Source organism: Aminobacter sp. Y103A, assembly GCF_030294925.1.
GTDB classification, from domain to species: Bacteria; Pseudomonadota; Alphaproteobacteria; order Rhizobiales; family Rhizobiaceae; genus Aminobacter; species Aminobacter ciceronei.
The window spans coordinates 22,023-45,757 of sequence record NZ_AP017987.1; the positions used below are offsets into that span (position 1 = coordinate 22,023).

Annotated in this window: 23 protein-coding genes; 8 read left to right on the forward strand and 15 right to left on the reverse strand. The window is 64.5% G+C overall.

What is annotated here, in order from left to right; all coding sequences use genetic code 11:
- Nucleotides 1-21 precede the first annotated feature (21 nt).
- The 12 genes from Amn_RS27645 to urtA form a co-directional block, all read right to left on the reverse strand.
- Nucleotides 22-1,083, reverse strand: a complete 1,062-nt coding sequence (locus Amn_RS27645; protein WP_067967212.1) for an ABC transporter ATP-binding protein — start codon at nucleotides 1,081-1,083, stop codon at nucleotides 22-24.
- A 73-nt stretch (nucleotides 1,084-1,156) separates the two neighbouring features.
- Nucleotides 1,157-1,978: a carbohydrate ABC transporter permease gene (locus Amn_RS27650; RefSeq protein ID WP_067967215.1), complete on the reverse strand. Its 822-nt coding sequence runs from the start codon at nucleotides 1,976-1,978 to the stop codon at nucleotides 1,157-1,159.
- Nucleotides 1,978-2,862: a carbohydrate ABC transporter permease gene (locus Amn_RS27655; protein ID WP_067967224.1), complete on the reverse strand. Its 885-nt coding sequence runs from the start codon at nucleotides 2,860-2,862 to the stop codon at nucleotides 1,978-1,980. The genes Amn_RS27650 and Amn_RS27655 overlap by 1 nt, the downstream gene beginning before the upstream one ends.
- Before the next feature lie 264 nt (nucleotides 2,863-3,126).
- Nucleotides 3,127-4,455 carry an ABC transporter substrate-binding protein gene (locus Amn_RS27660; protein WP_067967227.1) on the reverse strand — a complete coding sequence of 443 codons (1,329 nt, stop codon included), beginning with the start codon at nucleotides 4,453-4,455 and terminating at the stop codon, nucleotides 3,127-3,129.
- Between the two features lie 19 nt (nucleotides 4,456-4,474).
- Nucleotides 4,475-5,323 (reverse strand): ROK family protein, encoded by an 849-nt coding sequence (locus Amn_RS27665; RefSeq protein WP_067967230.1) that lies wholly within the window; start codon nucleotides 5,321-5,323, stop codon nucleotides 4,475-4,477.
- A 5-nt stretch (nucleotides 5,324-5,328) separates the two neighbouring features.
- The gene (locus Amn_RS27670) at nucleotides 5,329-6,015 is read right to left on the reverse strand and encodes an N-acetylmannosamine-6-phosphate 2-epimerase (protein ID WP_067968388.1); all 687 of its coding nucleotides are present in this window, start codon (nucleotides 6,013-6,015) and stop codon (nucleotides 5,329-5,331) included.
- 69 nt (nucleotides 6,016-6,084) lie between these two features.
- Nucleotides 6,085-6,831 (reverse strand): GntR family transcriptional regulator, encoded by a 747-nt coding sequence (locus tag Amn_RS27675; RefSeq protein ID WP_154384439.1) that lies wholly within the window; start codon nucleotides 6,829-6,831, stop codon nucleotides 6,085-6,087.
- A 98-nt stretch (nucleotides 6,832-6,929) separates the two neighbouring features.
- A complete protein-coding gene (urtE, locus tag Amn_RS27680) occupies nucleotides 6,930-7,625 on the reverse strand; it encodes an urea ABC transporter ATP-binding subunit UrtE (RefSeq protein WP_067967235.1) in 696 nt (231 codons plus the stop codon).
- 171 nt (nucleotides 7,626-7,796) lie between these two features.
- Nucleotides 7,797-8,543: an urea ABC transporter ATP-binding protein UrtD gene (urtD, locus tag Amn_RS27685; RefSeq protein WP_286298829.1), complete on the reverse strand. Its 747-nt coding sequence runs from the start codon at nucleotides 8,541-8,543 to the stop codon at nucleotides 7,797-7,799.
- A 4-nt stretch (nucleotides 8,544-8,547) separates the two neighbouring features.
- Entirely contained in the window at nucleotides 8,548-9,699 is a 1,152-nt protein-coding gene (gene urtC, locus Amn_RS27690; RefSeq protein WP_182574699.1) for an urea ABC transporter permease subunit UrtC, read from the reverse strand.
- Nucleotides 9,696-11,315, reverse strand: a complete 1,620-nt coding sequence (gene urtB / locus Amn_RS27695) for an urea ABC transporter permease subunit UrtB (RefSeq protein WP_286298830.1) — start codon at nucleotides 11,313-11,315, stop codon at nucleotides 9,696-9,698. The genes urtC and urtB overlap by 4 nt, the downstream gene beginning before the upstream one ends.
- Before the next feature lie 70 nt (nucleotides 11,316-11,385).
- Nucleotides 11,386-12,657, reverse strand: a complete 1,272-nt coding sequence (gene urtA, locus Amn_RS27700; protein WP_246340830.1) for an urea ABC transporter substrate-binding protein — start codon at nucleotides 12,655-12,657, stop codon at nucleotides 11,386-11,388.
- Nucleotides 12,658-13,028: 371 nt separating this feature from the next.
- Here urtA and Amn_RS27705 point away from each other — a divergent pair, with 371 nt between their 5' ends.
- Nucleotides 13,029-13,811 (forward strand): SDR family NAD(P)-dependent oxidoreductase, encoded by a 783-nt coding sequence (locus Amn_RS27705; RefSeq protein ID WP_154384444.1) that lies wholly within the window; start codon nucleotides 13,029-13,031, stop codon nucleotides 13,809-13,811.
- 29 nt (nucleotides 13,812-13,840) lie between these two features.
- On the opposite strand, the gene Amn_RS27710 is transcribed toward Amn_RS27705, so the two are convergent.
- Nucleotides 13,841-14,638, reverse strand: a complete 798-nt coding sequence (locus tag Amn_RS27710; RefSeq protein WP_067967248.1) for a DUF1365 domain-containing protein — start codon at nucleotides 14,636-14,638, stop codon at nucleotides 13,841-13,843.
- Complete coding sequence (locus Amn_RS27715) at nucleotides 14,635-15,993, reverse strand: NAD(P)/FAD-dependent oxidoreductase (protein WP_286298831.1); 1,359 nt, start codon at nucleotides 15,991-15,993, stop codon at nucleotides 14,635-14,637. Before Amn_RS27715 ends, Amn_RS27710 begins: the two co-directional genes overlap by 4 nt.
- 260 nt (nucleotides 15,994-16,253) lie before the next feature.
- Between Amn_RS27715 and Amn_RS27720 the strand changes: the two genes are divergently transcribed.
- The 3 genes from Amn_RS27720 to Amn_RS27730 are packed head-to-tail and all read left to right on the forward strand — an operon-like array spanning nucleotide 16,254 to nucleotide 17,885.
- On the forward strand, nucleotides 16,254-16,796 hold the full coding sequence (locus Amn_RS27720; RefSeq protein WP_067968396.1) for a sigma-70 family RNA polymerase sigma factor: 543 nt from the start codon (nucleotides 16,254-16,256) through the stop codon (nucleotides 16,794-16,796).
- Nucleotides 16,793-17,443 (forward strand): ChrR family anti-sigma-E factor, encoded by a 651-nt coding sequence (locus Amn_RS27725; protein ID WP_182574697.1) that lies wholly within the window; start codon nucleotides 16,793-16,795, stop codon nucleotides 17,441-17,443. Before Amn_RS27720 ends, Amn_RS27725 begins: the two co-directional genes overlap by 4 nt.
- 25 nt (nucleotides 17,444-17,468) lie before the next feature.
- Nucleotides 17,469-17,885 (forward strand): DUF2177 family protein, encoded by a 417-nt coding sequence (locus Amn_RS27730; protein WP_067967258.1) that lies wholly within the window; start codon nucleotides 17,469-17,471, stop codon nucleotides 17,883-17,885.
- 143 nt (nucleotides 17,886-18,028) lie between these two features.
- On the opposite strand, the gene Amn_RS27735 is transcribed toward Amn_RS27730, so the two are convergent.
- Nucleotides 18,029-18,922, reverse strand: coding sequence for a LysR family transcriptional regulator (locus Amn_RS27735; RefSeq protein WP_154384445.1), 894 nt, complete (start codon nucleotides 18,920-18,922; stop codon nucleotides 18,029-18,031).
- A gap of 96 nt (nucleotides 18,923-19,018) precedes the next feature.
- Here Amn_RS27735 and Amn_RS27740 point away from each other — a divergent pair, with 96 nt between their 5' ends.
- The 4 genes from Amn_RS27740 to Amn_RS27755 are packed head-to-tail and all read left to right on the forward strand — an operon-like array spanning nucleotide 19,019 to nucleotide 23,727.
- Nucleotides 19,019-20,470: an aldehyde dehydrogenase family protein gene (locus Amn_RS27740; RefSeq protein ID WP_286298832.1), complete on the forward strand. Its 1,452-nt coding sequence runs from the start codon at nucleotides 19,019-19,021 to the stop codon at nucleotides 20,468-20,470.
- 4 nt (nucleotides 20,471-20,474) lie between these two features.
- Nucleotides 20,475-21,467 (forward strand): membrane dipeptidase, encoded by a 993-nt coding sequence (locus tag Amn_RS27745; RefSeq protein ID WP_067967262.1) that lies wholly within the window; start codon nucleotides 20,475-20,477, stop codon nucleotides 21,465-21,467.
- Entirely contained in the window at nucleotides 21,467-23,161 is a 1,695-nt protein-coding gene (locus tag Amn_RS27750) for a hypothetical protein (protein ID WP_154384447.1), read from the forward strand. The genes Amn_RS27745 and Amn_RS27750 overlap by 1 nt, the downstream gene beginning before the upstream one ends.
- On the forward strand, nucleotides 23,158-23,727 hold the full coding sequence (locus Amn_RS27755) for a DUF3726 domain-containing protein (RefSeq protein ID WP_154384448.1): 570 nt from the start codon (nucleotides 23,158-23,160) through the stop codon (nucleotides 23,725-23,727). Before Amn_RS27750 ends, Amn_RS27755 begins: the two co-directional genes overlap by 4 nt.
- Nucleotides 23,728-23,735: the final 8 nt, after the last annotated feature.

Consider the following 23,735-nt stretch of genomic DNA (forward strand, 5'->3'; position numbering starts at 1 on the left):
TGCCGCAAGCCGAATGGGCGGTCAGGCCGCGCGGGCGATGGCCGCACCGTCAGCATCGAACAGCGATACCCTTTTGCCGTCGATGGCGATGCCGACAGTCTCGCCGATCCGGACTGGGGTGTCGGCGGGCGCATTGACGTTGATCAGACCAAGCTGATCGTTTCGGACGAAGACGCTGGTGTTGCCGCCAAGATATTCGGCGACCTCGACCGTGCCGCGGCAGTTGCCGTTGTCGGGGGCGACGAGCGACAGGTGCTCGGGGCGGGCGCCGAGCTGGGTCGGCCTGCCAGCGAAGGTGAGGGACAGCGCGCCCTGCCCGGACAGGTCGAGCTTGCCGTCACCTGAAGGGGCGCAGGCGAGCACGTTCATTTTGGGGCTGCCGATGAACTGGGCGACGAAAAGATTGGCGGGCCGCTCGTAGAGCTCGTGCGGACTGCCGTGCTGCATGACGCGGCCTTCCTTGAGCACGACGATGCGGTCGGCCAGCGTCATCGCCTCGACCTGGTCGTGGGTGACATAGACCATGGTGGCGCCGAGCGAGCGGTGCAGCTTGGCGATCTCCAGCCGCATGTCGACGCGGAGCGCTGCGTCCAGGTTGGACAGCGGCTCGTCGAACAGAAAGGCGACCGGCTGGCGCACGATGGCGCGGCCGATAGCGACGCGCTGGCGCTGGCCGCCCGAGAGCTGGCGCGGGTAACGATCGAGCAGATGGGTGAGCTTCAGCGTGTCGGCGGCCTGGTCGACCTTGGCCTTGATCGCATCCGGTGAGAGTTTCGCCAGCTTGAGCCCAAAACCCATATTCTGGCGTACGGTCATATGCGGATAAAGCGCGTAGGACTGGAACACCATGGCAAGCTGGCGCTCGACCGGCGGCGCCCTGGTGACGTCGCGGCCGTCGATCAAAAGGTGGCCGGAGGTGGTTTCCTCGAGGCCGGCGATCATGCGCAGCAGCGTGGACTTGCCGCAGCCGGATGGGCCGACAATGACGACGAACTCGCCATCTGAAATGTCGAGGTCGAGATCCCTGATGATCTCGGTGCCGCCGTAACGCTTGCCTGCTTTTTGGAGCGAAATCGTACCCATAGAATCCTCCTGGAAACTCTCTTCTGCACATCGCGCATGCCGAAAATCACGGGATTTTCGGGCTGATATGCGTTCAGCCCTTGACCGCGCCTGCCGTCATCGAGCCGCTGATCTGGCGATACATGATGAGGCCGAGCAGCATCGGCGGCAGGGCGCCGACGATCATGACGGCCGAGGCGACGCCCCACTGCACGCCGCCGCCGCTGGCGGCGAAGAAGAACGAAGCGCCGACGGTGATGGGCACGGCCTTGGACGTGGTCAGCATCAGGCCGAACAGGAACTCGTTCCAGGCGGTGATGAAGCCGAAGATCAGGCTGGTGACGATGGCCGGGCGACAGAGCGGCGCAATCACCCTGGTCAGGATCTGGAAACGCGTGGCGCCGTCCATCAGTGCCGCCTCGTCGAGTTCGCCGGGCAGGTCGCGGATGGCGTTGACCAGGATGACCAGCGCCAGGGGCAGATTGACGATCGCAAGGATCAGGCCGAGGCCGAGGCGCGTGTCGAGCAGCGAGAGCCACTGAAACATCATGTAGAGCGGAATGGCGAAAATGATCAGCGGCACGGCGCGCAAATTGACGATGAGCGGCAACAGCGTGCGTTCGCCGAGCTTGCCGCGGGCGATCGCATAGGCAGCGGGCAAAGCCAGCGCCACCGCAAGCAGCGTGCCGAGGGCCGCGACAGCCACACTGTTCACCAGATAAAGAAAAATGTTCAACCGGTCGGACACCGTAAACACGGTGGCGTAGTTTTCGAGCGTCGGTGCGTAGACCCAGAGGCCCGGATTGGTCGACAGCTCGCGCGCGCTCTTGAACGAGGTCGAGAGCGTGACGAGGATCGGGAAATTCATCGCCAGTGCGGCGATGGCGAAGACGATCCAGCGGAGGGCGTTGATCATCAGCGGGCTCCCTTGCGACGGGCGGCAAGCGCGTTGAGGCCGTAGAGCACGGCAAACGACACCACGAACAGAATGACCGAAGCCGCGACCGCCTTGCCGATAGCTCCCTGTTTGAAGAAGGCTTCGTAGATATAGATCGACAGTGAAGCGGTGGAGCCGCCCGGGCCGCTGCCTGTCAGCACATAGACATTGTCGAAGACGCGGAAGCCATCGATGAAGCGGATGAGCAGGGCAACCACGATCGTCGGCGCCATCAGCGGCAGTTCGATGTACCAGAGACGGTGGCGGTAGCGCGCGCCGTCCATGGCGGAGGCCTCGACGATCTCCTTGGGGATGGCCTGGTAGGCCATGTAGAACAACAGGAAGGCGAACGGCGTCCATTGCAGCGTCTCGACGACGACCAGCGTCCAGAAAGCCGAGCCCGGTCCAAGGAACGAGAAGCTCGCGCCGAACCAGGTCCAGAGATAATAGGGCACCGGGCCGACGAACTCGTGCAGCACGAGGCGGTACATCAGGCCGACGAGCGCCGGCGCCACCATCAACGGCAACATCAGGATCGCCATCAGCCAGCTGCGCTTTTCGATGAGCGGCGACAGGAAGATGGCGAGGAACAGGCCGAGCGCACATTCGAGCAGTGCGGTCAGCAGGCCGAAGCGGAAGGAGAACCAGCTCGCCTGCCAGAACGCCTGGTCGTTCCAGACGGCGGCGAAGTTGGAGAAACCCGTGATCTCAGGCCTGCGCAGGGTCTCGAAACTGACCTCGGAGACCGAGTAGACGAGATTGACGACAGCCGGGAAGCCAAGGAAGACGAGCAGGAACAGCACCAGTGGCACTGCCAGCAGACGGAATTCGGACGAGGGGGCGCGTTGCGAAAGCGTTGTCATCAATCGATCTAAGGCTGGCGTTCCAATGGATTTAAGGCCGGCGTTCCAATGGAAGCAATGGTGGCTGGCCGACCCCCGAAGCGGCGGTCGTGTCGGGGGCATGCATCTGGACGGGCTCAGGATTCGACACCTCGGACCCGTGGGAGCAAAACGGATGCCAGGATCGCCCGGCCATACCAGGGGCACAGAAGCGCGGAGAAGTGCCGAAATCCCGAACCTGTAGGAGTGGCCGGCGACGGCCTGGTGCTGCCGCCGGCCAGCCGATTACTTGAGCAGCTCGGTCATGCCCTTTTCGGTGTTGGCAAGGGCGTCGTCGAGCGACTGCTGGCCCGACCAGTAGCCGGTGAACTCCTTGGCCTGGAGTTCGTAGACCGAGAGCGCCTTGGCCGAGGTGCCGCCGTTCATGACGTAGCCATACTTGCTGGCGAACTCGCCGAGCTTGACCAGGTCGGGGCGCTCGGCCGCGACTTCCTTGACGACGTCGGGGGTGAGTGCCGGCGCGCCGCTGCTCCTGGCGTAGATCAGCGCTGCTTCCTTCGACGACAGCCACTTGATGAAGGCCTTGGCGCCATCCTTGTTCTCGGCGTTCTTGTTGAGGCCGAAGCCGAGGCCATGGATGTGGGTGAAGCGGCCCTCGGGTCCGGCCGGCGGGGCGATGGTCTCGGTGACCTCGGCAACCGTCGGCGACTTCTCCTTGGAGGTCAGGTCGGAGGCAGCCGCGTTCCATTGCATCATCGCCGCAACCTGGCCGGAGGCGTAGGCGGCGTTGGCTTCGGCGAACTCGTAGGACAGCGAGTCACGCGGGGTGGCGCCGGCGTCATAGAGCAGCTTGTAGGTCTCCAGGCCCTTGCGATAGGCGTCGGAGTTGACCGTCACCTTGCCGCTCTCGTCCATCCAGTTGCCGCCGTAGGAACGCGGCAGCGACTGGAACACCATCATGTTGAACAGCAAGTTCTTGAGCTGCAGTACGGTGCCGTAGCGGGTCGGGCTGTCCGGGTTGACGGCCTGGGTGAAGTAGAGCGCCGTCGCCGCGTAGTCGTCCCAGGTCCACTCGTCCGGGTTTTTCGGCTCGAGCTTCTTGCCGAGGTGCTTCTCGGAAATCTCGGCGAATCTGGCCTTGGCTGCGTCATCCTTGAGCAGCGCCTCGACCAGGTCCTTGCGGTAATACATGAAGTGCAGCGAAAGATCGGTCGGCACGCCGAACTGCTTGCCTTCATACTGCATGGTGGAGAGCACGGAGTCGCCATAGACAGCCTTGGCCTCGTCCGAAAGCTCGACCGGCTCCATGAACGGCGCATAGCGGCCGATGGAGTATGTGGCGAGCAGGTTGACGTCGAAGGCCTTCGAGCCGGCGGCGAGGTCGGCCTGCAGCTTGTCCCAGAAGCCGTCGCGGTTGAAGAACAGCAACTCGACCTTGTTGGCGTCGGACGTGTCGGATTTGGCGTTGTAGGCGTCGGCGGCGGCGCGCAGCGCGGTCTCCTCTGGGCCGCCCGGCCAGCCGAGCACGGTCACCTTGGCGAAGGCGGGGCTCGCCATCAGGCTGGCGATCGCAACCGCGATCAGGCCGCCCTTTCTGAGCGTCGAAAATGTCATGTCGTGTTCTCCCTCTAGTTCAGTTCTGACGTTTTGCTAGATCCGCGATGCCCACGACGCCGGCGCTCTCTCCGAGTGCTGCCGCGTGAAGCTGCGGGGTGAGCCGTGGCGGCAGGCTTCCCAGTGCCTGCCGGACGGATTCGAGATATCCGGGTGCCAGACCGATGCCGCCGCCAATGACGATGCGGGCAGGGTCGAGCATGAGCTGGATGTTGCGGCACAGAAGGGCGGTCTGACGCACCGATGCTTTGATGATGTCCTGCGCCCAGGCTTGGCCTGCAGCTGCTGCCTCGAAGACCTCGCGCGCGGTGGCACCGGCCTGGCGCGGTGCCGCTTGTGCCGCCATCCAGTTGCCGGAGACGTGGTCCTCGAGGACGCCGGCGTTCTCGTCGAGGCTGCGCAGCAGGCCGAAATGGCCTGATAGACCGCCGAGCAGGCGGCCGTTGACGACGATGCCGCCACCAATGCCGGTGGAGATGGTGAGGAAGACGAGGTCCTCGCCCTGGCCGGCGCCGCAGGAGAACTCGCCCCAGGCAGCGGCCTGTGCGTCATTGGCGGCGAGCACCGCGTCGGTGCCGGCGAGCCTTTTGACGGTTGCGACCAGTGGGAAGCCGTCGGGGATATCGAGCGTCTTGCGGTTGAGCGGCGACCAGCAGCCGTCGTCGATTATGCCGGAAACGGCGACGCCTACAGTGTCGTAGCGGCCCCTCCAGCCTGAAATGGCGTCGAACAGAGACGTCAGCCATTGCTCCGGATCACCGCTGCGCGGCGTCGGCATCTTGTGCGTTTCGACCACCGTGTCCTCGCGCACCAGGGCTGCGAGCATCTTGGTGCCGCCGATGTCGAGCGCAAGAACGGCCTCAGCCATGGTGATCAGGCTCCGGCCTTGGCGATGGTTTCGTCGAGCGCCGAGCGAAACCACGAGGTCACATATTCCGGCCGGGTGATGGCAGAGCCGACGACGACCATCGAGGCTCCGGACGCCAGCGCCTGCTGCGCCTGGGCGGGGGTGCGGACATTGCCCTCGGCGACGACGTGAGGCGTCAGCTTCCGCATCGCCGCCATCAGCGCAAAGTCGGGCTCGGTCGGTTCGACCGGGCCGGTGTAGCCGGCGAGCGTCGAGCCGACGACGTCGGCGCCTTCGGCCAGCGCCTGCTCGGCGTCGGAGATGACGGAGCAGTCGGCCATGGCGGCACGGCCGTGGGAATGGATACGCTCGATCAGCGCGTTGGTCGCAACCGGGCGGATGCGCTGGGTGGCATCGTAGGCGATGACGTCGGCACCTGCGGCGGCCAGCGCGTCGATGTCTTCGAGCCAGGGCGTGATGCGGACGGGCGTGTCATCAAGGTCGCGCTTGACCAGGCCTATGATCGGCTTGTTGGTGGCGGCGCGGACGGCAGCGACATATTCGGCGGATTCGATGCGCAGAGCAGCGGCGCCGCCGTCGATGGCCGCCAGCGCGAAGCCCACGACGATCTCGGCCTTGTCCATGGCGCCACCCTTCACCGGCTGGCAGGACACGATCAGGCCATTGTCGAGGGCTTTGAAGTCAAGCGGCACGCGGGCATCTCCTGTGATGCCCAGACGGTAGCAGTCCAATACCAGATTGCAACAGGATTTATACTGGTATTATCGCATCAGCTCGATGACGAAGTCGTAGACGTCGCCGCGGTACTTGGTCTGGGTGAACTCAACGATCTGGCCGTCGGCGAGGAAGCAGCGACGTTCCATGACCAGCAAAGAGGTGTCCTCGGGCGTGGCGAGAAGCTGGCGCTCCTCGTCGGTGGCGGGCTTGGCCTGCATGCGCTGCAGTGCCCGGACCGGCAGGGCGCCGGTGGCCTCGAGATATTCGTAGAGCGATTCCCCGACCGCCTGGGGATCCGGCACGAAACGTGCCGGCAGCGTGGCGATCTCGATGGCGATGGGTGTGTCGTCGGCGGTGCGCAGGCGGCGCAGGCGCACGACCTTTTCGCTGGCGGAGATGCCCAAGGCCATCATTTCGGCTGGCGAAGGCCGTGAAATCTCTCGCGAAATCCAGACGCAGCCGGGTTCAAGCCCGCGCGAGCGCATGTCTTCGGAAAAGCTGGTCATGGTTGCCAGCGACTTCTCCAGGCGCGACGACACGACGGTCTTTGCGCCCTGGCGGCGGTCGAGCAGCCCGTCGGAGACGAGGCCGTCGATCGCCTTGCGCACGGTGACGCGCGAAATGCCGAGCGCATCGCACAGCGTGCGTTCGCTGGGGATGACGGCGCTACGCTTGAGGTGGGAGGCACCGATCGCCTCCTTGATGGCGTCCTCCAGCCGCCGGTACAGCGGTTCGCCGCTCTCGCCGGAAAGCTGTCTTGCGAGGAAGTCGAGGATTGCCTGATCGCCCATCGGAGCCACCTGTGGAAAGTCGCTCCTTTATGCAGAATTTTTTTCAGGTGTTAAACTGGTATTGTCCTTGTCGGGTCGTTTTCCAGTCTCTTTGCGGCTCACACCGTCAGTAGCTTGCGGATTTCGGGCGTATCGAGGTCTCCGGCGGCGCCTGTATGGACGATCCTGCCACGGTCCATGATGTAGACGACGTCGGCGAGCTCGCGGCAGAAATCGAGATATTGCTCTACCAGGAGCACGGCGATGCCGGCGGTGTCGCGCAGGTAGCGGATGGCACGGCCGATGTCCTTGATGATCGACGGCTGGATGCCTTCTGTCGGCTCGTCGAGCACCAGGAGTTTCGGCCGCATGACCAGCGCCCGGCCGATCGCCAGCTGCTGTTGCTGACCGCCCGAGAGGTCGCCGCCGCGCCGTGCCAGCATCTGCTTCAGAACAGGAAACAGCTCGAAGACGTGTTCGGGCACCGTGCGTTCGCCCCGCTTCAGCGGCGCGAAGCCGGTCTCCAGGTTCTCCTGCACCGTCAGCAGCGGAAAAATCTCGCGCCCCTGCGGCACGAAAGAGATGCCCGACCGGGCGCGATCGTATGCCGCGCTCCGGTCGAGCGCCTTCCCCTCGAAGGCAACCGTACCCGATGTCAGCCTGTGCTGGCCGACGATCGATCTCATCAGACTTGTCTTGCCCACGCCGTTGCGGCCAAGCACGCAGGTGATCTTGCCGGCGTCGGCGCGCAGCGAGACGCCGCGCAGCGCCTCGGCCGCGCCGTAGTGGAGAACGGCGTCGTTGACCTCAAGCATCGCCCGGCTCCATCGACTGGGCCCCCCGCGCCCCCGTCGCCAGGACGGGGGTGGCGGCCCTTCCGGAGCGCCAGGGGAGGTTGGTGAATTTCGTTTGCGACATGGCCTGCGGCGATGCCGGAGTTTCCCGCTTTGGGACCGTCGCTAGATAAGTACCGCGCCACCACATCGTCAGCGCCCCAGATAGACTTCGACGACACGTTCGTCTGACGAGACGAAGTCGAGCGTGCCTTCCGACAGCACGGAGCCTTCGTGCAGGCAGGTCACCTTGACGCCGAGCTCGCGGACGAAATGCATGTCATGCTCGACGACGATGACCGAATGCGTCTCTGCGATGTCCTTGAGCAGGCGGGCGGTCTCGAAGGTTTCGGCGTCCGTCATGCCGGCTACCGGCTCGTCGACGAGCAGCAGCTTCGGGTCCTGCGCGAGAAGCATGCCGATTTCGAGCCATTGCTTCTGGCCGTGCGACAGGCCGGCAGCCGGCTCGTTGCGCCGGGCTCCGAGCCGGATGACTCCGAGGATGTCGTCAATGCGCCGGCGGTCGGCTGCCGAAGAGCAATAGAAGAGTGCCGGGAAGATCGAGCGCTGCCCCTTGAGCGACAGCAGCAGGTTGTCCTCGACAGTATGGTTCTCGAACACCGTCGGTTTCTGGAACTTGCGGCCGATGCCCATCATGGCGATCTCGGCCTCGTCATGACGCGTCAGGTCGATCTGGCCGTCGAAAAAGACCTCGCCGCTGTCGGGACGGGTCTTGCCGGTGACGATGTCCATCATCGTCGTCTTGCCGGCGCCGTTGGGGCCGATGATGGCCCGCATCTCGCCCCTGTCGAGCACCAGCGACAGGTCGTTGATGGCGCGGAAGCCGTCAAAGGCAACCGACACGCCGTCGAGATAGAGGATGGTTCCGCTCATGCTCATCCCGTCACTCCGCCGGCTGGGGCTCGGTCCGCGCGGCGGCCTTGCCTTCGGCCGGCACCGCGCGCGTGGCCCGCATCTGCTGCCACCGGTCCCACAGGCCGACGATGCCGCGCGGCAAAAACAGGGTGGAGGCGATGAACAGGCCGCCAAGTGCGAACAGCCAGAGTTCGGGCAAGGCGCCGGTGAACCAGCTCTTGGCGGCATTGACGGCGATGGCACCGACAATCGGCCCGACGATGGTTCCGCGGCCGCCGACTGCGGTCCAGATCACGACCTCGATCGAATTGGCAGGATCGAATTCACCGGGGTTGATGATGCCGACCTGCGGCACGTAGAACGCGCCCGCTATGCCGGCCATCATGGCCGACAGCGTGAAGGCGAACAGCTTGACGTTCTCCGCCCGCCAGCCGAGGAAGCGCGTGCGGCTCTCCGCATCGCGCACGGCCATCAGAAGCTTGCCGTATTTCGAACCGACCACCAGCCAGGTGACCAGCACGCCGAGCGCCAGCGCTACCGCGCTCGCGGCAAACAGCGCCGAGCGCGTTTCGCTTGCCTGGACGCTGAAGCCAAGGATGTCCTTGAAGTCGGTCAGGCCGTTGTTGCCGCCGAAGCCCATGTCGTTGCGGAAAAAGGCAAGCAGCAGGGCATAGGTCATGGCCTGGGTGATGATCGACAGATAGACGCCGGTGACGCGGCTGCGGAAGGCAAACCAGCCGAACACGAAGGCGAGCAGGCCCGGCACGGCCATGACCATCAGCGCTGCGAACCAGAAGTGATCGAAGCCGAGCCAGTACCAGGGCAGTTCCTTCCAGTTGAGGAACACCATGAAGTCGGGCAGGTCAGGGTTGCCGTAGACGCCGCGCGCGCCGATCTGGCGCATCAGATACATGCCCATGGCGTAGCCGCCGAGGGCGAAGAAGGCGCCGTGGCCGAGTGACAGGATGCCGCAATAGCCCCAGACGAGGTCGAGCGCGAGCGCAAGCAGGGCATAGCAGAGATATTTGCCGGCCAGCGCCACGACGTAGCTCGGCACGTGGAAGGCACTCTCGGCCGGCACCGCGAGATTGAGCACTGGCACGATGACCGCAGCCGCGAGCAGCGTGGCGATGGTGACGGCGATGCGCCGGTCGGAGGAAAACAGGCGACGCGCGATCATGCTTCCACCGCCCGTCCCTTGAGCGCGAACAGGCCGCGCGGCCGCTTCTGGATGAACAGGATGATCAGCACCAGCACCAGGATCTTGCCGAGCACCGCACCGGCGTAAGGCTCGAGGAACTTGTTCAGAACGCCAAGCGTCATCGCGCCGATGAAGGTGCCCCAGAGATTGCCGACACCGCCGAAGACCACGACCATGAAGCTGTCGATGATGTAGCCCTGGCCGAAATTGGGCGAGACATTGTCGATCTGGCTCAGCGCCACCCCCGCGATCCCTGCGATGCCCGAGCCGAGTGCGAAGGTGAAGGCGTCGACCCATGGCGTGCGGATGCCCATCGAGGCGGCCATGCGCCGGTTCTGGGTCACCGCGCGCATGCGCAGGCCCCAGCTCGTCCGCTTCATGATGAAGACCAGCAGAAGGAAGACGGCGAGGCAGAACAGCACGATCCAGAGCCGGCTCCAGGTGATTGTCAGCTGGCCGAGCTGGAACGCGCCGGCCATCCAGCTCGGTGCGCCGACCTCCTGATTGGTCGGGCCGAAGATGGTGCGGACAGCCTGCTGCAGGATCAGCGAGACACCCCAGGTCGCCAGAAGCGTTTCGAGCGGGCGGCCATAGAGGAAACGGATCATGCCGCGTTCGATGGCGAGGCCGACGCCGCCGGCGACGAGGAAGGCGGTAGGCAAAGCGATGGCCAACGACCAGTCGAACAGGTCGGGCGCGAAGGCGCGGATCGCCTGCTGCACGACGAAGGTGGTGTAGGCGCCGAGCATGACCATCTCGCCATGGGCCATGTTGATGACGCCCATGACGCCGAAGGTGATGGCGAGGCCGATGGCTGCGAGCAGCAGCACCGAGCCGAGCGAAATGCCGTACCAGACGTTTTGCGCCACCTGCCAGGCGGCCATGCTGGTCTCGATCTGCGCGACCGAGCGGGCGGCCGTCTCGGCCAATGCGCCGGTGCTTGCGGCCTGGAAGGCTGTCAGCTGGGCCAGCGCGTCGCTGTCGCCGCGGTTTGCAAGAACGGCGATGGCAGCGCGTTTTTCGGCCTCGCCGAGGTCGGAAACCAGGACTGCGGCGGCGCGGGCCTGGGCAAGCGCTGCTTTGACCGTGGCGTCGGTCTCGCCGGCAATCGCTGCGTCGAGAGCTGGCAACGCCGTCTTGTCGGGGCGCTTGAGCATGGTGCTTGCCGCCGACAGCCTCACAGTTGGATCGGCCGATCCGAGGGTAAGCCCACCCATGACGTCGCGGATGGTGCGGCGGAGCGCGTTGTTGACCTTGACCTTGGCAATATCGGCCTTCGCAGCTGTGCCGGCTGCCGTTCCGTCGAGCGCATCGGACAGCGAAAGCGTCTGGCCATCTTCCTTGCCTGTGAAGACGCCCTGGTCGGACTTTCTGACATAGAGGTTGCCGTCGGCCAGGGCCGACAGGATGCGCTCGACGGCCGGCTCCCCGGTGGCGGCAAGATCGCGGACGACGGATTCCGTCTCCTGGAAGTTTGTCGTCGTGGCGAGCCGGGTGAGCAATGCCCGCAAGCCCGCCTCGTCGGCATGGGCAAGCGACGGCAGGCTCGCGCAAATGACGGCAATGGCCAGGACTAGACTGCGGACGAACTGCATCTGGAATGGTACCTGTGTGCGATTAGGATTGGGGTGCCGGGCGAGATAGCCTGCCCGGCACCTTGATGGGCTAGTTGGTTGTGCCCTTGCCGCCGCACTTGCCGGTGGCGACGTTAAAGTTTCCGCACGACATCGGCGCGCGCCAGTCGGCTATCAGGTCCTTGGAATCGGGCAGGTAGTCGGACCATTCGTCGCCGACCACGAGGCCCGCGGTCTGCCACACCGTCTCGAACTGGCCGTCGGCCTGGATCTCGCCGATCAGCACCGGCTTGGTGATGTGGTGGTTGGGCATCATTGTCGAGAAGCCGCCCGAGAGGTTCGGCACCGAGACACCGACGATCGCGTCGATGACGGCGTCCGGATCGGTGGTACCGGCCTTCTCGACCGCCTTCAGCCACATGTTGAATCCGATGACATGGGCTTCCATCGGGTCGTTGGTCACCCGCTTGTCGTTCTTGGTGTAGCCCTTCCAGGCCGAGATGAACTCGGCGTTGGCGGGGCTATCGACTGACTGGAAATAGTTCCAGGCGGCGAGATGGCCGACCAGCGGCGCGGTGTCGAGGCCGGCGAGTTCTTCCTCGCCGACCGAGAAAGCGACCACCGGAATGTCCTCGGCCTTGATGCCCTGGTTGCCGAGCTCCTTGTAGAACGGCACGTTAGCGTCGCCATTGATGGTCGAGACGACGGCGGTCTTCTTGCCGGTCGAGCCGAACTTCTTGATGTCGGAGACGATGGTCTGCCAGTCGGAATGCCCGAACGGCGTGTAGTTGACCATGATGTCCTCGGCGGCGACGCCCTTCGACTGCAGATAGGCCTGCAGGATCTTGTTCGTCGTCTGCGGATAGACATAGTCGGTGCCGGCGAGCACCCAGCGCTGCACGCCTTCTTCGTTCATCAGATAGTCGACGGCAGGAATGGCCTGCTGGTTGGGCGCGGCGCCGGTGTAGAACACGTTGCGCTGGCTTTCCTCCCCTTCATACTGGACGGGATAGAACAGCAGGCTGTTGAGCTCCTCGAAGACCGGCAGCACCGACTTGCGTGACGACGAGGTCCAGCAGCCGAAGACGGCGGCGACCTTGTCCTGCTCGATCAACTGGCGTGCCTTTTCGGCAAACAGCGGCCAGTCCGAGGCCGGATCGACGACGACGGCCTCGAGCTTCTTGCCGAGCAACCCGCCCTTCTTGTTCTGTTCTTCGATGAGGAACAGCATCGTGTCTTTCAGCGTCGTTTCTGAAATCGCCATCGTTCCGGACAGCGAATGCAGCACGCCGACCTTGATGGTGTCGTCCGCCGCCGCGGAGGGCGACGCCAGGCTGAGCCCGGCGCCGACTATCCCGGCCATGGCTGCGGCGGTCCAGTTTGCGAAATGTCCCCTCATTACCATTCTCCCATTTGGCTTTGTTGCACTGAACAATGTCATGCAACCGTCATGCCAATCGCTCAGGGCCAGTTTGGAGGCAGGGAAAGTCGCGCATTTTCATAAGGTTGGCCTAATGCACCCGAAGGCATGGCTGCTCATGCCGCCAGCCGGTGTCCCAGGATTTGTGCATTGCACAGCAGATATTGCCAGTTTTTTGCCCAGATCTGATTTTTGCATAAACTATGAGCAATAGTGCCCTCGCGGCTATGCCGGCCGTCGAGATGCTGGGAGCCATGAACCAATCCCCGGCTTTGCTCGTAAGAGAGGGAGAACGGGCATTCCGAGGAGCAGCCATGCGCCGGAACAACGATGCTGGGCGGGTCGTGAGCAACAGGCGGCTGGCGTGGGTCACTGGCGCCGGCTCCGGCATCGGCCGCGCCTTGGCGTTGCGGCTTGCCAGCGAAGGCTGGCAGGTCGTGGCAAGCGCGCGGACGGCGAGCGATCTCGCCGAACTGGCCGCCGAGGCGCCGGGTCGTATCCGTGCATTTCCGCTCGACGTGACCGCCGAGGCGACCGTACTCGAGACGGTTGCCCGCATAGAGGGCGAAATCGGGCCGATCGATCTCGCCGTGCTGAACGCCGGCACCTATGCGCGCGACGCCGCCGCTGAGTTCGACGCCGGCGCCTTTCGCGCCACCGTTGACGTCAATCTGATGGGCTGCGTGCATTGCCTGGCTGCGCTGATGCCGCGCATGCTGGCGCGCCAGGGCGGGCACGTTGCCGTGGTGTCTTCGGTTTCAGGCTTCGTCGGCCTGCCGGGCGCTGCAGCTTATGGCGCGACCAAGGCAGCGCTGATCAACATGTGTGAAGCGCTCCACCCTGAACTCGCGGCTCGGAACGTGCGGCTCAGCCTCGTCTGTCCGGGTTTCGTCGACACGCCCCTGACACGGAAGAACGATTTTCCGATGCCGTTCATGATCTCGGCAGACGCTGCGGTCGACCACATCATGGCTGGCCTGAAATCGCGGCGTTTCATGACCGCTTTTCCATGGAAGATGGTGCTGTCGATGAAGCTCCTGGCGGCGATGCCAGAGCGGCTGCGCTTTGTGATCACGCGGCGCATGGTCCGCGACTGACGGCACGGCGAAGGTCGGTGGACCCGGCTCTATTGCGCGTGTTCCGGAACCCTTGTCGTCACGACGGTGGTGCTGATCTTTTGAACTGCGGCGTTGTGCCGGTGGACGGGGATGCCCTTCCACCAGATGCGCAGCGCCTCCCAGTGAATGCCAAGCGTCACCTTCAGCGTCATCAGCGGGTAGCGGAAGAGGGCGCCGAGCAAGGCGCGGTCGGTGAGCTCTTGACGCCTGCCGGCAAAGGAGGCGGCAAGAAGTGGGCCTTCGGCGTCCGATTCATCGATGCGCACCAGGACCCTGTCACCGGGCGGCTCGATGTGGAAGCGGTAGAAGCAGGACATCGGCATGAAGGGCGAGACGTAGAGTTCCTTTGCGCAGCCTTGACGTATCGGGCCGCTCGCTCCGGCGTCGACCGGAATGACGTAGGTGTGGCGTTCGCCGAAGGTGTTGCAGACCTCGTAGAGGATCGCCCTGAGCGGGCCATCGGGCGCGTGGCAGAAATAAACCGTCAGCGGATTGAAGACGTAGCCGAGGATTCGGGGATAGCAGAGCACCCGGATGCGCATGCCGCTCTCCAGCCTATCGGCCTTGGCCAGTTGCGCCTCTACCCAGCCGCGCAGGCCGCTGGCGCTGCCGTCGCCGTGGTCGGCATCCCAGAAGCTGAGGATTGCGCAGCGGTTGTAGCCGAACAGTCGGGAAGTCACGCTGACACCGGGCATTTCGTCGAGATCGAGCAGCAGCGAGAAGACGCGGTAGTGTAGCCTGTGGCGACGCGGCCTGAGCCGCGTATGCGTGACCGTGCCAGAAAACAGCGCGGAGCGCAGGCTCATTCGGCTGCCTCCAGCCGGGGCATCAGCGCAATTCGCCCGGATTCGTCGCGCACCTTCCATGGTCGCCTGATGTCCGCGAGACTTTCGGCAACAGCGAGGCCGGATTGCAGGCCGTCCTCGTGGAAACCGAAGCCGAAATAGGCACCGCAGAACCAGGTTTGGCGTCGGCCCTGCAGGCGCCAGAGCTGCTGCTGGGCGTCGAGCGCGCGCTGGTCGAACAGCGGATGGGTGTAGTCGTAGCGCCCGATGATCTTTGCAGGATCGATCTGGCGCGTCGGGTTGAGCGTCACGAACAGGGGATGGCGCATGTCGAGGTTCTGCAGCTGGTTCATCCAGTAGGTCACGCATAGCGGCTGGCTGTTGTCGTCGCGGTCCTCGCCGATATAGTTCCAGCTTGACCAGACCCGCTTGCGTCGCGGCATGAGGTTCTCGTCTGAATGCAGCACCGCCAGATTGTTGGTGTAGCGGAAGGCGCCAAGCAAAGCCCGCTCCTGCTGGTCGGCGTCGGAGAGCAGGTCGAGCGCCTGGTTGGCATGAGTGGCGATGACGACATCGGTGAAGGTGTCGGCATGTCCCTTGGTGTCGGTGACGACGACCCGGCCGTTCTTGCGCGCAATATTGCCGACCGCCGTGCTCAGCCTGATGTTGTCGGCGCAGTTGGCGCTCAGCCGGCGAACATATTCCCGGCTGCCGCCAAGCACGGTTCGCCACTTCGGCCGGTCGGCCAGGCTGAGCAGGCCATGGCTGGCGAAGAACCTGACGAAGGCGAGCAGTGGGTAAGCGCGCATGTCGCGTGCCGTTGTTGACCAGATCGCTGCTCCCATCGGCAGCAAATGGTCCTCGACGAAAGCCGGAGCATAATCGTTGCGATCGAGATATTCGCCGAGGCTGACGCCGTGCAGGTCGGCGCGAATGAGCAGCGCCGGCGCCTCGCGGTAGAAGCGCAGGATGTCACGCATCATTCGCCAGAAGCGCGGCCGGATGACATTGCCGCGCTGGCCGATCAGGCCGTTGAGGCCGGAGCCCGAATATTCGAGCTTGCCGCCTTCGAGCGAGGCGGCGAACGACATGTTGGAAGCTGCCGTCGGCACGCCGATTTCACGGAACAGGGCGACGAGGTTGGGATAGTTGCGCTCGTTGTAGACGATGAAGCCGGTGTCGACGGGCAGGGCGCCGTTGTTGGTCGGAACCATGACCGTATTGGAATGGCCGCCAAGGCGAGGCTCGCTTTCGTAGAGCGTGACATCAAGCTTTCGGCCGAGCAGCCAGGCTGCCGAAAGACCTGATATGCCGGATCCGATGACGGCGACGCGGCGCGCGTGATCGGGCAATTCCTTGCTGGTGTCGATGCTCACGTCTCGCCTTTCCGCTGCGCCTTATGCTGCTGGATACGGAGCGCAGGCCCCGGCGGATCGCTGGGACGCGAAATTTTTCCGAAGCGAGTGATCCGGCGGTCGCTCGCCGGCGTACCAACAGCATGAACACGGTCGTTTCCATCGGCGTTCCGGCGTGGCAGAAACGCTTCAAGGCGGGGCATTGGCGCTCCGTGCCATGGCATGGTGATTTGGGAACTGCCGACATGAACCGCCCGACTGGCGTCGACGATGGTTCCGACATGCGAGAACTGCTGTGCGCTGTGGGTGCCCGGCGGGACATCGAAGCTTATGAACAGCTGTTTCGCCACTTCGCACCACGCGTGAAGGCCTACATGGCGAGGACGGGTGGCAACGGCCAGCAGGCCGAGGAACTGATGCAGGAAACCATGATCGCCGTGTGGAACAAGGCGGAGCGTTACGATCCGGCGAAGGGGGCGGCGTCGACCTGGATCTTCACCATTGCGCGTAACCTGCGCATCGACGCTTTCCGGCGTGAAAGGCGACCGGAATTCGACCCGGAAGATCCCGCCTTCGTGCCCGACGATGTCGCTCCCGCCGATGCCGAGCTCGACATGCGCGAGACATCGGAACAGCTTCACCATGCAATTGCAGCCCTGCCTGCGGAACAGGCGTCGCTGCTCAAACTGTCGTTTTTCGAAGACCAGTCGCACAGCGCGATCGCGCAGCGCCTGAACCTGCCCCTCGGGACGGTCAAGTCGCGCATGCGCTTGGCCTTCGACAAGTTGCGGGCCGCGCTCGCCCGCTCCGGAGACGTGTCGTGACCATTCGTCACCATATCAGCGACGACCTGCTCATCAGCTATGCCGCCGGCAGCCTGGCTGAGGGCTGGAGCATTGCGGTGGCTACGCATCTCGCGCTGTGCCCAGCCTGCCGGCGTCGCCTGACAGTGGCCGAGGCCGTCGGCGGCGAGTTGCTCGATACGATGGAAGACGAGGCCTCGGTCGACCAGTCCTGGGCCAGCGTGCGCAGCCGTTTGCAGCAACCCGAGACCGCGGCCGCCCGCCAAAGCTCTGTTGGGCACAGCGGCGGCTTGCCGGAGCCGTTGCGCTCCTATGTCGGTGGCGATTTCGACACGCTTAAATGGCGGCCGCTCGGACGCGGCGCGTACCAGATCCCTATCAAGACGGGTGATCGCGAAACCATGGTCAGGCTGCTGCGCATTCCCGCCGGCAAGCCGGTGCCGGAGCACAGCCATGGCGGCCGCGAGCTGACGCTGGTGCTGGCCGGCAGCTTTCATGATGGCACGGGTCTGTTTGCGCGTGGCGACCTCGAGGACGCCGACGCCAGCCTGACGCACCAACCGGTAGCTACGCCTGAAGCCGACTGTATCTGCCTTGCGGTGACCGACGCGCCGCTGCAGTTCCGCAGCTGGATCATGCGGGCGATCCAGCCTCTGCTTGGGATTTGACCGGTCCGTTGTTCGAAAGCAGCCTATGATCGCCAGCTACGCCACTGCCTACGTCGCCACTGCCATCGTCTTCTTCGGCCTCGATTTCCTGTGGCTGTCGACCATCTCGACGAACTTCTACCGCAGCCGCATCGGCGCCCTGCTTCTCGACCAGCCCCATTTCGGCGTCGCCGGCCTGTTCTACCTCGTCTATGTCGCAGGCATCGTGCACTTCGCGACAATGCCGGCGCTGAACGGCGCGAGCTGGACGACAGCGCTGATCAATGGCGCTCTTCTCGGCCTCGTCGCCTACGGCACCTACGACATGACAAACCTGGCCACGCTGAAGAACTGGTCGGTGACGGTCAGCGTCGTCGACATGGCCTGGGGCGTCGCTCTCACCGGCACTGCCGCAACGATCGGGTATCTGGTCACCGCCTGGGCGATGGCCAGGCCGAGCTGATGAGGGCTGCCTTTCGCGGCATAGCCAACAGGCAAGGCAGGAGCCGAGGTCGTCTTCATCGACCCGGTGGCGCTGGCAGGCTTGATCGCTCTCGATGAGAGAGCGACAGCCGATCGGCGAGGCATAACGGTCAGGGCGATCACCTAGTCTTCGAGGCGACTTGCAACCAGTGCCGGGATTTCTTTCAGGGCGAAGGCACGGAAAGCAGCGGCCACGGGTGAGGGCGAGACGTCTCGCCGTTCGACCAGTCCGACTTGCCTGCTTGCCGCCGCATCGGCCAGTTCGAGCACCGCCACGCCATCATGGGCGCCATGCATGGTCAATGACGGCAGGATGGTCAGGCCGAGCCCGGCCTTCACCAAAGCAACCAGCGAGGTGACGTTGTAGACGGTCATCAGCGACCGTGCGGAGAGCTGCTTGTACGCCTCCGCATCGATCCTGTCGGATGCGCCGTTGCGGATCAGCGTCGCGCCGTGCAGATCGCTCCATTCGACAGGACGTTCGAGCTGGCAGAGTTCGTGATCGTCCTTGCAGAGCAGCTTGAACCGGTCGCTGAACAATGGCGTGAATTCGACGCCGCCGCCAGCACGGCTCTCGCCGGCAATGCCTATGTCGGCGACGCCGCTTTCCACCATGCGCCGCACCTGGGCACTGTCGATGTCAAACAGTTCGACCTCGACCTGTGGTCGGGTTTCCAGGAACCGCTGCAGGATGGGCGGCAACACGTTGGTGGCGACCGAGGGTACCGAGGCAATCGACAGGCTGCCGATGCGGCTATGCGCGAAAGCCCGCATGATGCCGATCGACTTGTCGAAGCTGCGGATCTGCTCGCGGCCGAGATCGAGCATCAGATTGCCAAGCGCCGTCAGGCTGTTCTTGCGATCGGTCTGGAACAGCGGTCCGCCGATCTCGTCTTCCAACTGCTTGAGGGTCATCGAAACGGCTGAGGCCGTGCGGCCAACCGTATCGGCTGCGTCCTTGATGTTGCCGCTCTCGGCAACCGTGACGAAGACCCGCAATGCTTCCAGTTTGATCATCACACCAACTTCAATTCTTCTGAAATTGATAACAGAAATATATGCTTGATTGAAGTGGGGCGGTGGCGGATTTTCAGGCGAGCAATGGAGATCGACATGGCAGAACGCTACGCCAATCTGATCGGCGGCCGGTGGCGGCAGGGCGATCGCTTCCACGAAAATCGCAGCCCGTCCGATGTCACCGACCTGATCGGTCTATATGCCCAGGCCGATACGGGCGATGTCGACGAGGCGGTCGCAGCTGGCCGGGCGGCGATGCCGGCCTGGCGGGCGACCGGGCTCGAACAGCGTCAGGCCATCCTCAACAGGATCGGCAATGAACTGATGGAGCGGTCAGCCGAACTGGGTGGGCTGTTGTCGCGCGAGGAGGGCAAGCCGCTGGCGGAAGGTCGCGGCGAGGTGTTCCGCGCCGGCCAGTTCTTCACCTATTACGCGGCCGAGGTGCTGCGGCAGCTTGGCGAAAACGCGGAATCGGTGCGTCCCGGCATCGAGATCGACATGCGCCGCGAACCGATGGGGCTGGTGGCCGTCGTCTCGCCCTGGAACTTTCCGACCGCCACCGCCAGCTGGAAGATCGCGCCGGCGCTTGCCTATGGCAATGCCGTCATCTGGAAGCCCGCCAACGAGACACCGGCCTCGGCCTGGGCTCTTGCAGAGATCATCCATCGCGCCGGCCTGCCGGATGGGGCGTTCCAGTTGCTGATGGGCCCAGGCCCGGTTGTCGGCAACGGGCTTGCCGGCCACCCAGGCGTAGATGCCATCACCTTCACCGGCTCCTACGAGGTTGGCTGCCAGGTGGCCGTGGCTGCAGCCGCGAGACTGACGAAGTTCCAGCTCGAGCTCGGCTCCAAGAACGCGCTGCTGGTGATGGATGATGCCGACATCGACCTGGCTGTGGCGGCCGCCGTTGGCGGCGGTTACTCGGGCACAGGCCAGAAATGCACCGCGTCCTCGCGCCTCGTCATACATGAGAGCATCCACGATGCCTTCGTCGAGAAATTGGCCGCTGCCGTCGGTGGCTTGAAGGTCGGTCACGCCCTGGCGGATGGCACGCAGGTCGGTCCCGTCGTCAGCGCGCGCCAGCTTGCGGCGAACCTTGCCTGGATGGATCGTGCCCGGACCGCTGGCGCCGAAGTGGCGGTTGGTGGCGAGCGGCTGCAACTTGCCCATGACGGCTTCTACATGGCGCCGGCGCTTTTGACCGGGACGACCAATGCGATGGACTTCAATCGCGAGGAAATGTTTGCGCCCATCGCTGCCGTGCAGAAGGTCGGCTGCTATGACGAAGGGCTCGCCGCCGTCAACGACACGCGTTTCGGGTTGGTCGCCGGCATCTTCACCCGCTCGCTCGCTCGTGCCAGCCATTTCCGGCGACATGCGGAGACGGGCTGTGTCACCGTCAACCTGCCGACGGCGGGAACCGACTATCATGTGCCGTTTGGCGGCCGGAAGGGCTCGAGCTTCGGCTCGCGCGAGCAGGGCCGCTCGGCGGCCGAGTTCTACACCCAGGTCAAGACAGCGTATATTCGAGCAGGGGAGCCGGAGTAAGGTCATGGACGCGAAGATCGCCAGCCCTGTCGTCGACTGCCTGCAATATGCCAACTGGAGTGCGGACGTCTTCGCCCAGATGCGCGCGGGCGGCGTGCATGGGGTACATGCCACCATCGCCTATCATGAGAATTTCCGCGAGACGGTGGCGAACATCATTGCCTGGAACCGCCATTTCGAACGCCATTCTGATCTCATCTTTCCAGGTCGCGCCGGCAGCGACATCGAAAGGGCGATGCGGGAGGGGCGCACGGCCATCTTCTTCGGCCTGCAGAACCCGTCGCCGATCGAAGACGACATCGGCCTGATCGAGGTCTGCCATGCGCTTGGCGTGCGCTTCATGCAGCTGAGTTACAACAACCAGTCACTGCTTGCCACCGGCTGCTACGAGGGCGAAGACCCCGGCATCACCCGCTTCGGGCGCCAGGCGATCGCCGAGATGAATCGTGTCGGCATGGTCGTCGACATGAGCCATTCCGCCGAGCGCTCGACGCTTGAGGCAATCGAGCTCTCGGCGAGGCCGATCGCCATCACCCATGCCAATCCGCACTGGTGGCATCCGGCCTTACGCAACAAGTCCGATACGGTGCTTAAGGCGCTGACGCGATCGGGTGGCATGCTCGGCCTGTCGCTCTACCCCCACCACATGAAGGGCGGCTCGAACTGCACGCTGCAGAGCTTCTGCGCCATGGTCGCGGAGACCGCTTCGCGTTACGGCGTCGCGCATCTCGGCATCGGCAGCGATCTCTGCCAGGACCAACCGGACTCGGTGGTCGCCTGGATGCGCAATGGCCGTTGGTCGAAGGTCACGGACTATGGTGAAGGCTCGGCTTCGGCGGCCGGCTTTCCGCGGCAGCCGAGCTGGTTCACCAGCAATGCCGACCTTGGCAATCTCCGTGACGGGCTGTGCAAGGTAGGCTTCTCCAATGAGGAAGTCAGCGACATCATGGGTGGCAACTGGCTTCGGTTCTACACCCAATCGTTTGGACCGATGTGATGGCCAACAGGGCAACAGCCATTGCGACCGCGCCGCAGCTAGCCATGCGCTCGCCCGACGTCGTCATGCGCCTGCGGCGGATGGGCGCTTCCTTTCCGACACGGCTCAGCTTCCTGCGCACGCTGATCCGGCGTCTTGCTTCAAGCGGTGCGACGGTGCGCCGCCCGGTCTGGAGCATGGACGACAACGGGTTCGGCGATGCGGTCTACACGCTCAGGCTGGGTGGGCACGACTACAGCCTTGTTGCCTTTTCCTGTCCGCTTCCCGACGAGCAGCGCTCCGACCGCGTCATCGCCGAGGCCTGGGACACCAGCTTCGTGCTTTATGACGGCATTCCCGACAAGGCCGAGATCGAACGGCTGCGGGAAAATGCGCCGCGCCAGGAGGCGGGGCGTTTTGGACCGCGCGACCTGGTGCTGAGCCGCGCCAACAAGTCCGTGCGTTTCTTCGAGCATGTCGTCGACAGCCTGGCGCGTGGGCGACAGCCGGAACGCGACCGGCTTGGTGAAGTCGGCTATCTCCTGCGCACCACCGCCGTCTACGGCAACGGCAAGTTCGGCATCGCCGACCGTTGCGTGCTGGCGGAACGCGAGGGGCTCACCGGTCCCTTCCAGGCCGAGATGCTGACGGTCTGGCTGATCCGCGAATTCTCCCACGATCTCGTCGAGCACGTTGCCAGGCGCCGCTCGCCGGAAACCTTCGTGCCGCTTGCGCCGGAGCTGCGCCGCCACATCGGAGTCGGCAACTCCACCGGTCTCGGCATGGCGCCGTTCCTGGCCAATCATCCGCAGCTGCTGAACAACTGGGTATTTGCGCGCGAGACCGCGCTGGCGCGGGTGCGGGCGAAACGATACCTGGATGCTGCCGCGCTGGATCGGCTCGGCGATCTCTGGCGGCAGGCGGGCAGGCATCTCGATCAATGGTCGGTCGAAGACGATTCCTTGATGGCGCGCATCCTGGGCCTGCGTGGAGAGTGGGCCGAGGCTCAGGCATGGATCGACCCCGCTCGCCTGCGGGCCGTATCGTCGCCGGTGGCGTCACTGCTCGAGCGCTCGCAATTCATGTCGGTGGACTTCCAGGAGTTGCTTGCAGCGCTTGTCATCGAAATGGCGGGGGCAGAAAACGACGATCTCACAGACGGCATGGCAGCGGTGCGGGAAACGACGCTGCAGCCAGGCATGAGGCTTGCGGCGCTTCGCAGGCTGCTGCGTGATCACTATGGCTGGGCACTGACGATCGCGTTCGACAGGCCGGCGGAAACCGCCCAGTTCTGGTATGTTTCGGAGGAGAAGCTGGAGCCCCGGCTTGGCCGCCGTGCCGCCGAAGCTGGCGCCGATCTCGAGCTTCCGCTCGACATCGCCCGGCAGGTGCAGCGCCTTGCCGCCGACCTTGAGGACGAGGCGGAAACACAAACCGTCGCCGCGTTCCTTGCCCGCTTCCCTCAGCATCGCCATGCGGTACGCCGCATACAGATGGCGGCGATCGCACCCTATTCGGAAATCCGCGACAACCTGCTCTCGGACCGCTGCCTGCCGATCAACATGCTGCGCTGCAAGCTTGCCTTTTTCGGCGCATCGAAATTCGACCCGCGTTCGGATCGCTGGACACGCATCACACTTTTTCAGGGGGCGCCGACGCGGGACGAAATCGCTGCCGGCGAAACCGACGATTGCTGGCTTCCGGTGCTCAGATGACGACGATCCTGCTGTCCTACAACGAAGTGCAGACGCTCGCCCGCAAGGCAGCCTGCGGCGCCGGATTGCCTCATGGCGTGGCGGAGGATGTCGGCCAGGCAGCCGTCTGGCTCTCGGCGCGCGGCATCGACGCTGTCGGGGTCGTGATCGACGCGCTTGGCAGCCAAGCGGAGGTTCTCGGCGACCAGTCGGCCATCGATGCACTCTGCTGTGGTGAAACTGCCGAGATTGCGTTCGAGGGACGAAGCTGCAGCTTGATGCTGATCGGCCTCGCCGGAGCGGTGGCTGCCAATACGGCGATGAACCTCACCCTGCGTTATGATGGCGGTGTGGAGCCGCTGGCGCTGGCGGCGAATCCTGCGGAACTGGCCGCGTCGGCGTTGAGCCTGCGGCTGCATTCCCCACCCGACGGCGGGATGCCTATGCCGCGTCGATCGCCGCGACCGGCTGCGACGGACGCTGCGGCCTACGCGGCAGCGCTCGGCCTTGCGGCGAGGACCTATGTGCCGGCCTCGGAACTGTCGCGGGCCCAGGGCGCCGGCGCGGGCACCACCGACAACGATTGAGGGATTTC

Excerpts from the sequence above, each read along its gene's own strand:
- Amn_RS27645 (WP_067967212.1), bottom strand. The coding sequence starts at position 1,083 with ATGGGTACGATTTCGCTCCAAAAAGCAGGCAAGCGTTACGGCGGCACC.
- Amn_RS27650 (WP_067967215.1), bottom strand. The coding sequence starts at position 1,978 with ATGATCAACGCCCTCCGCTGGATCGTCTTCGCCATCGCCGCACTGGCG.
- Amn_RS27655 (WP_067967224.1), bottom strand. The coding sequence starts at position 2,862 with ATGACAACGCTTTCGCAACGCGCCCCCTCGTCCGAATTCCGTCTGCTG.
- Amn_RS27660 (WP_067967227.1), bottom strand. The coding sequence starts at position 4,455 with ATGACATTTTCGACGCTCAGAAAGGGCGGCCTGATCGCGGTTGCGATC.
- Amn_RS27665 (WP_067967230.1), bottom strand. The coding sequence starts at position 5,323 with ATGGCTGAGGCCGTTCTTGCGCTCGACATCGGCGGCACCAAGATGCTC.
- Amn_RS27675 (WP_154384439.1), bottom strand. The coding sequence starts at position 6,831 with ATGGGCGATCAGGCAATCCTCGACTTCCTCGCAAGACAGCTTTCCGGC.
- urtE (WP_067967235.1), bottom strand. The coding sequence starts at position 7,625 with ATGCTTGAGGTCAACGACGCCGTTCTCCACTACGGCGCGGCCGAGGCG.
- urtD (WP_286298829.1), bottom strand. The coding sequence starts at position 8,543 with ATGAGCATGAGCGGAACCATCCTCTATCTCGACGGCGTGTCGGTTGCC.
- urtC (WP_182574699.1), bottom strand. The coding sequence starts at position 9,699 with ATGATCGCGCGTCGCCTGTTTTCCTCCGACCGGCGCATCGCCGTCACC.
- urtB (WP_286298830.1), bottom strand. The coding sequence starts at position 11,315 with ATGCAGTTCGTCCGCAGTCTAGTCCTGGCCATTGCCGTCATTTGCGCG.
- urtA (WP_246340830.1), bottom strand. The coding sequence starts at position 12,657 with ATGGCCGGGATAGTCGGCGCCGGGCTCAGCCTGGCGTCGCCCTCCGCG.
- Amn_RS27705 (WP_154384444.1), top strand. The coding sequence starts at position 13,029 with ATGCGCCGGAACAACGATGCTGGGCGGGTCGTGAGCAACAGGCGGCTG.
- Amn_RS27710 (WP_067967248.1), bottom strand. The coding sequence starts at position 14,638 with ATGAGCCTGCGCTCCGCGCTGTTTTCTGGCACGGTCACGCATACGCGG.
- Amn_RS27720 (WP_067968396.1), top strand. The coding sequence starts at position 16,254 with ATGCGAGAACTGCTGTGCGCTGTGGGTGCCCGGCGGGACATCGAAGCT.
- Amn_RS27730 (WP_067967258.1), top strand. The coding sequence starts at position 17,469 with ATGATCGCCAGCTACGCCACTGCCTACGTCGCCACTGCCATCGTCTTC.
- Amn_RS27735 (WP_154384445.1), bottom strand. The coding sequence starts at position 18,922 with ATGATCAAACTGGAAGCATTGCGGGTCTTCGTCACGGTTGCCGAGAGC.
- Amn_RS27740 (WP_286298832.1), top strand. The coding sequence starts at position 19,019 with ATGGCAGAACGCTACGCCAATCTGATCGGCGGCCGGTGGCGGCAGGGC.
- Amn_RS27745 (WP_067967262.1), top strand. The coding sequence starts at position 20,475 with ATGGACGCGAAGATCGCCAGCCCTGTCGTCGACTGCCTGCAATATGCC.
- Amn_RS27750 (WP_154384447.1), top strand. The coding sequence starts at position 21,467 with ATGGCCAACAGGGCAACAGCCATTGCGACCGCGCCGCAGCTAGCCATG.
- Amn_RS27755 (WP_154384448.1), top strand. The coding sequence starts at position 23,158 with ATGACGACGATCCTGCTGTCCTACAACGAAGTGCAGACGCTCGCCCGC.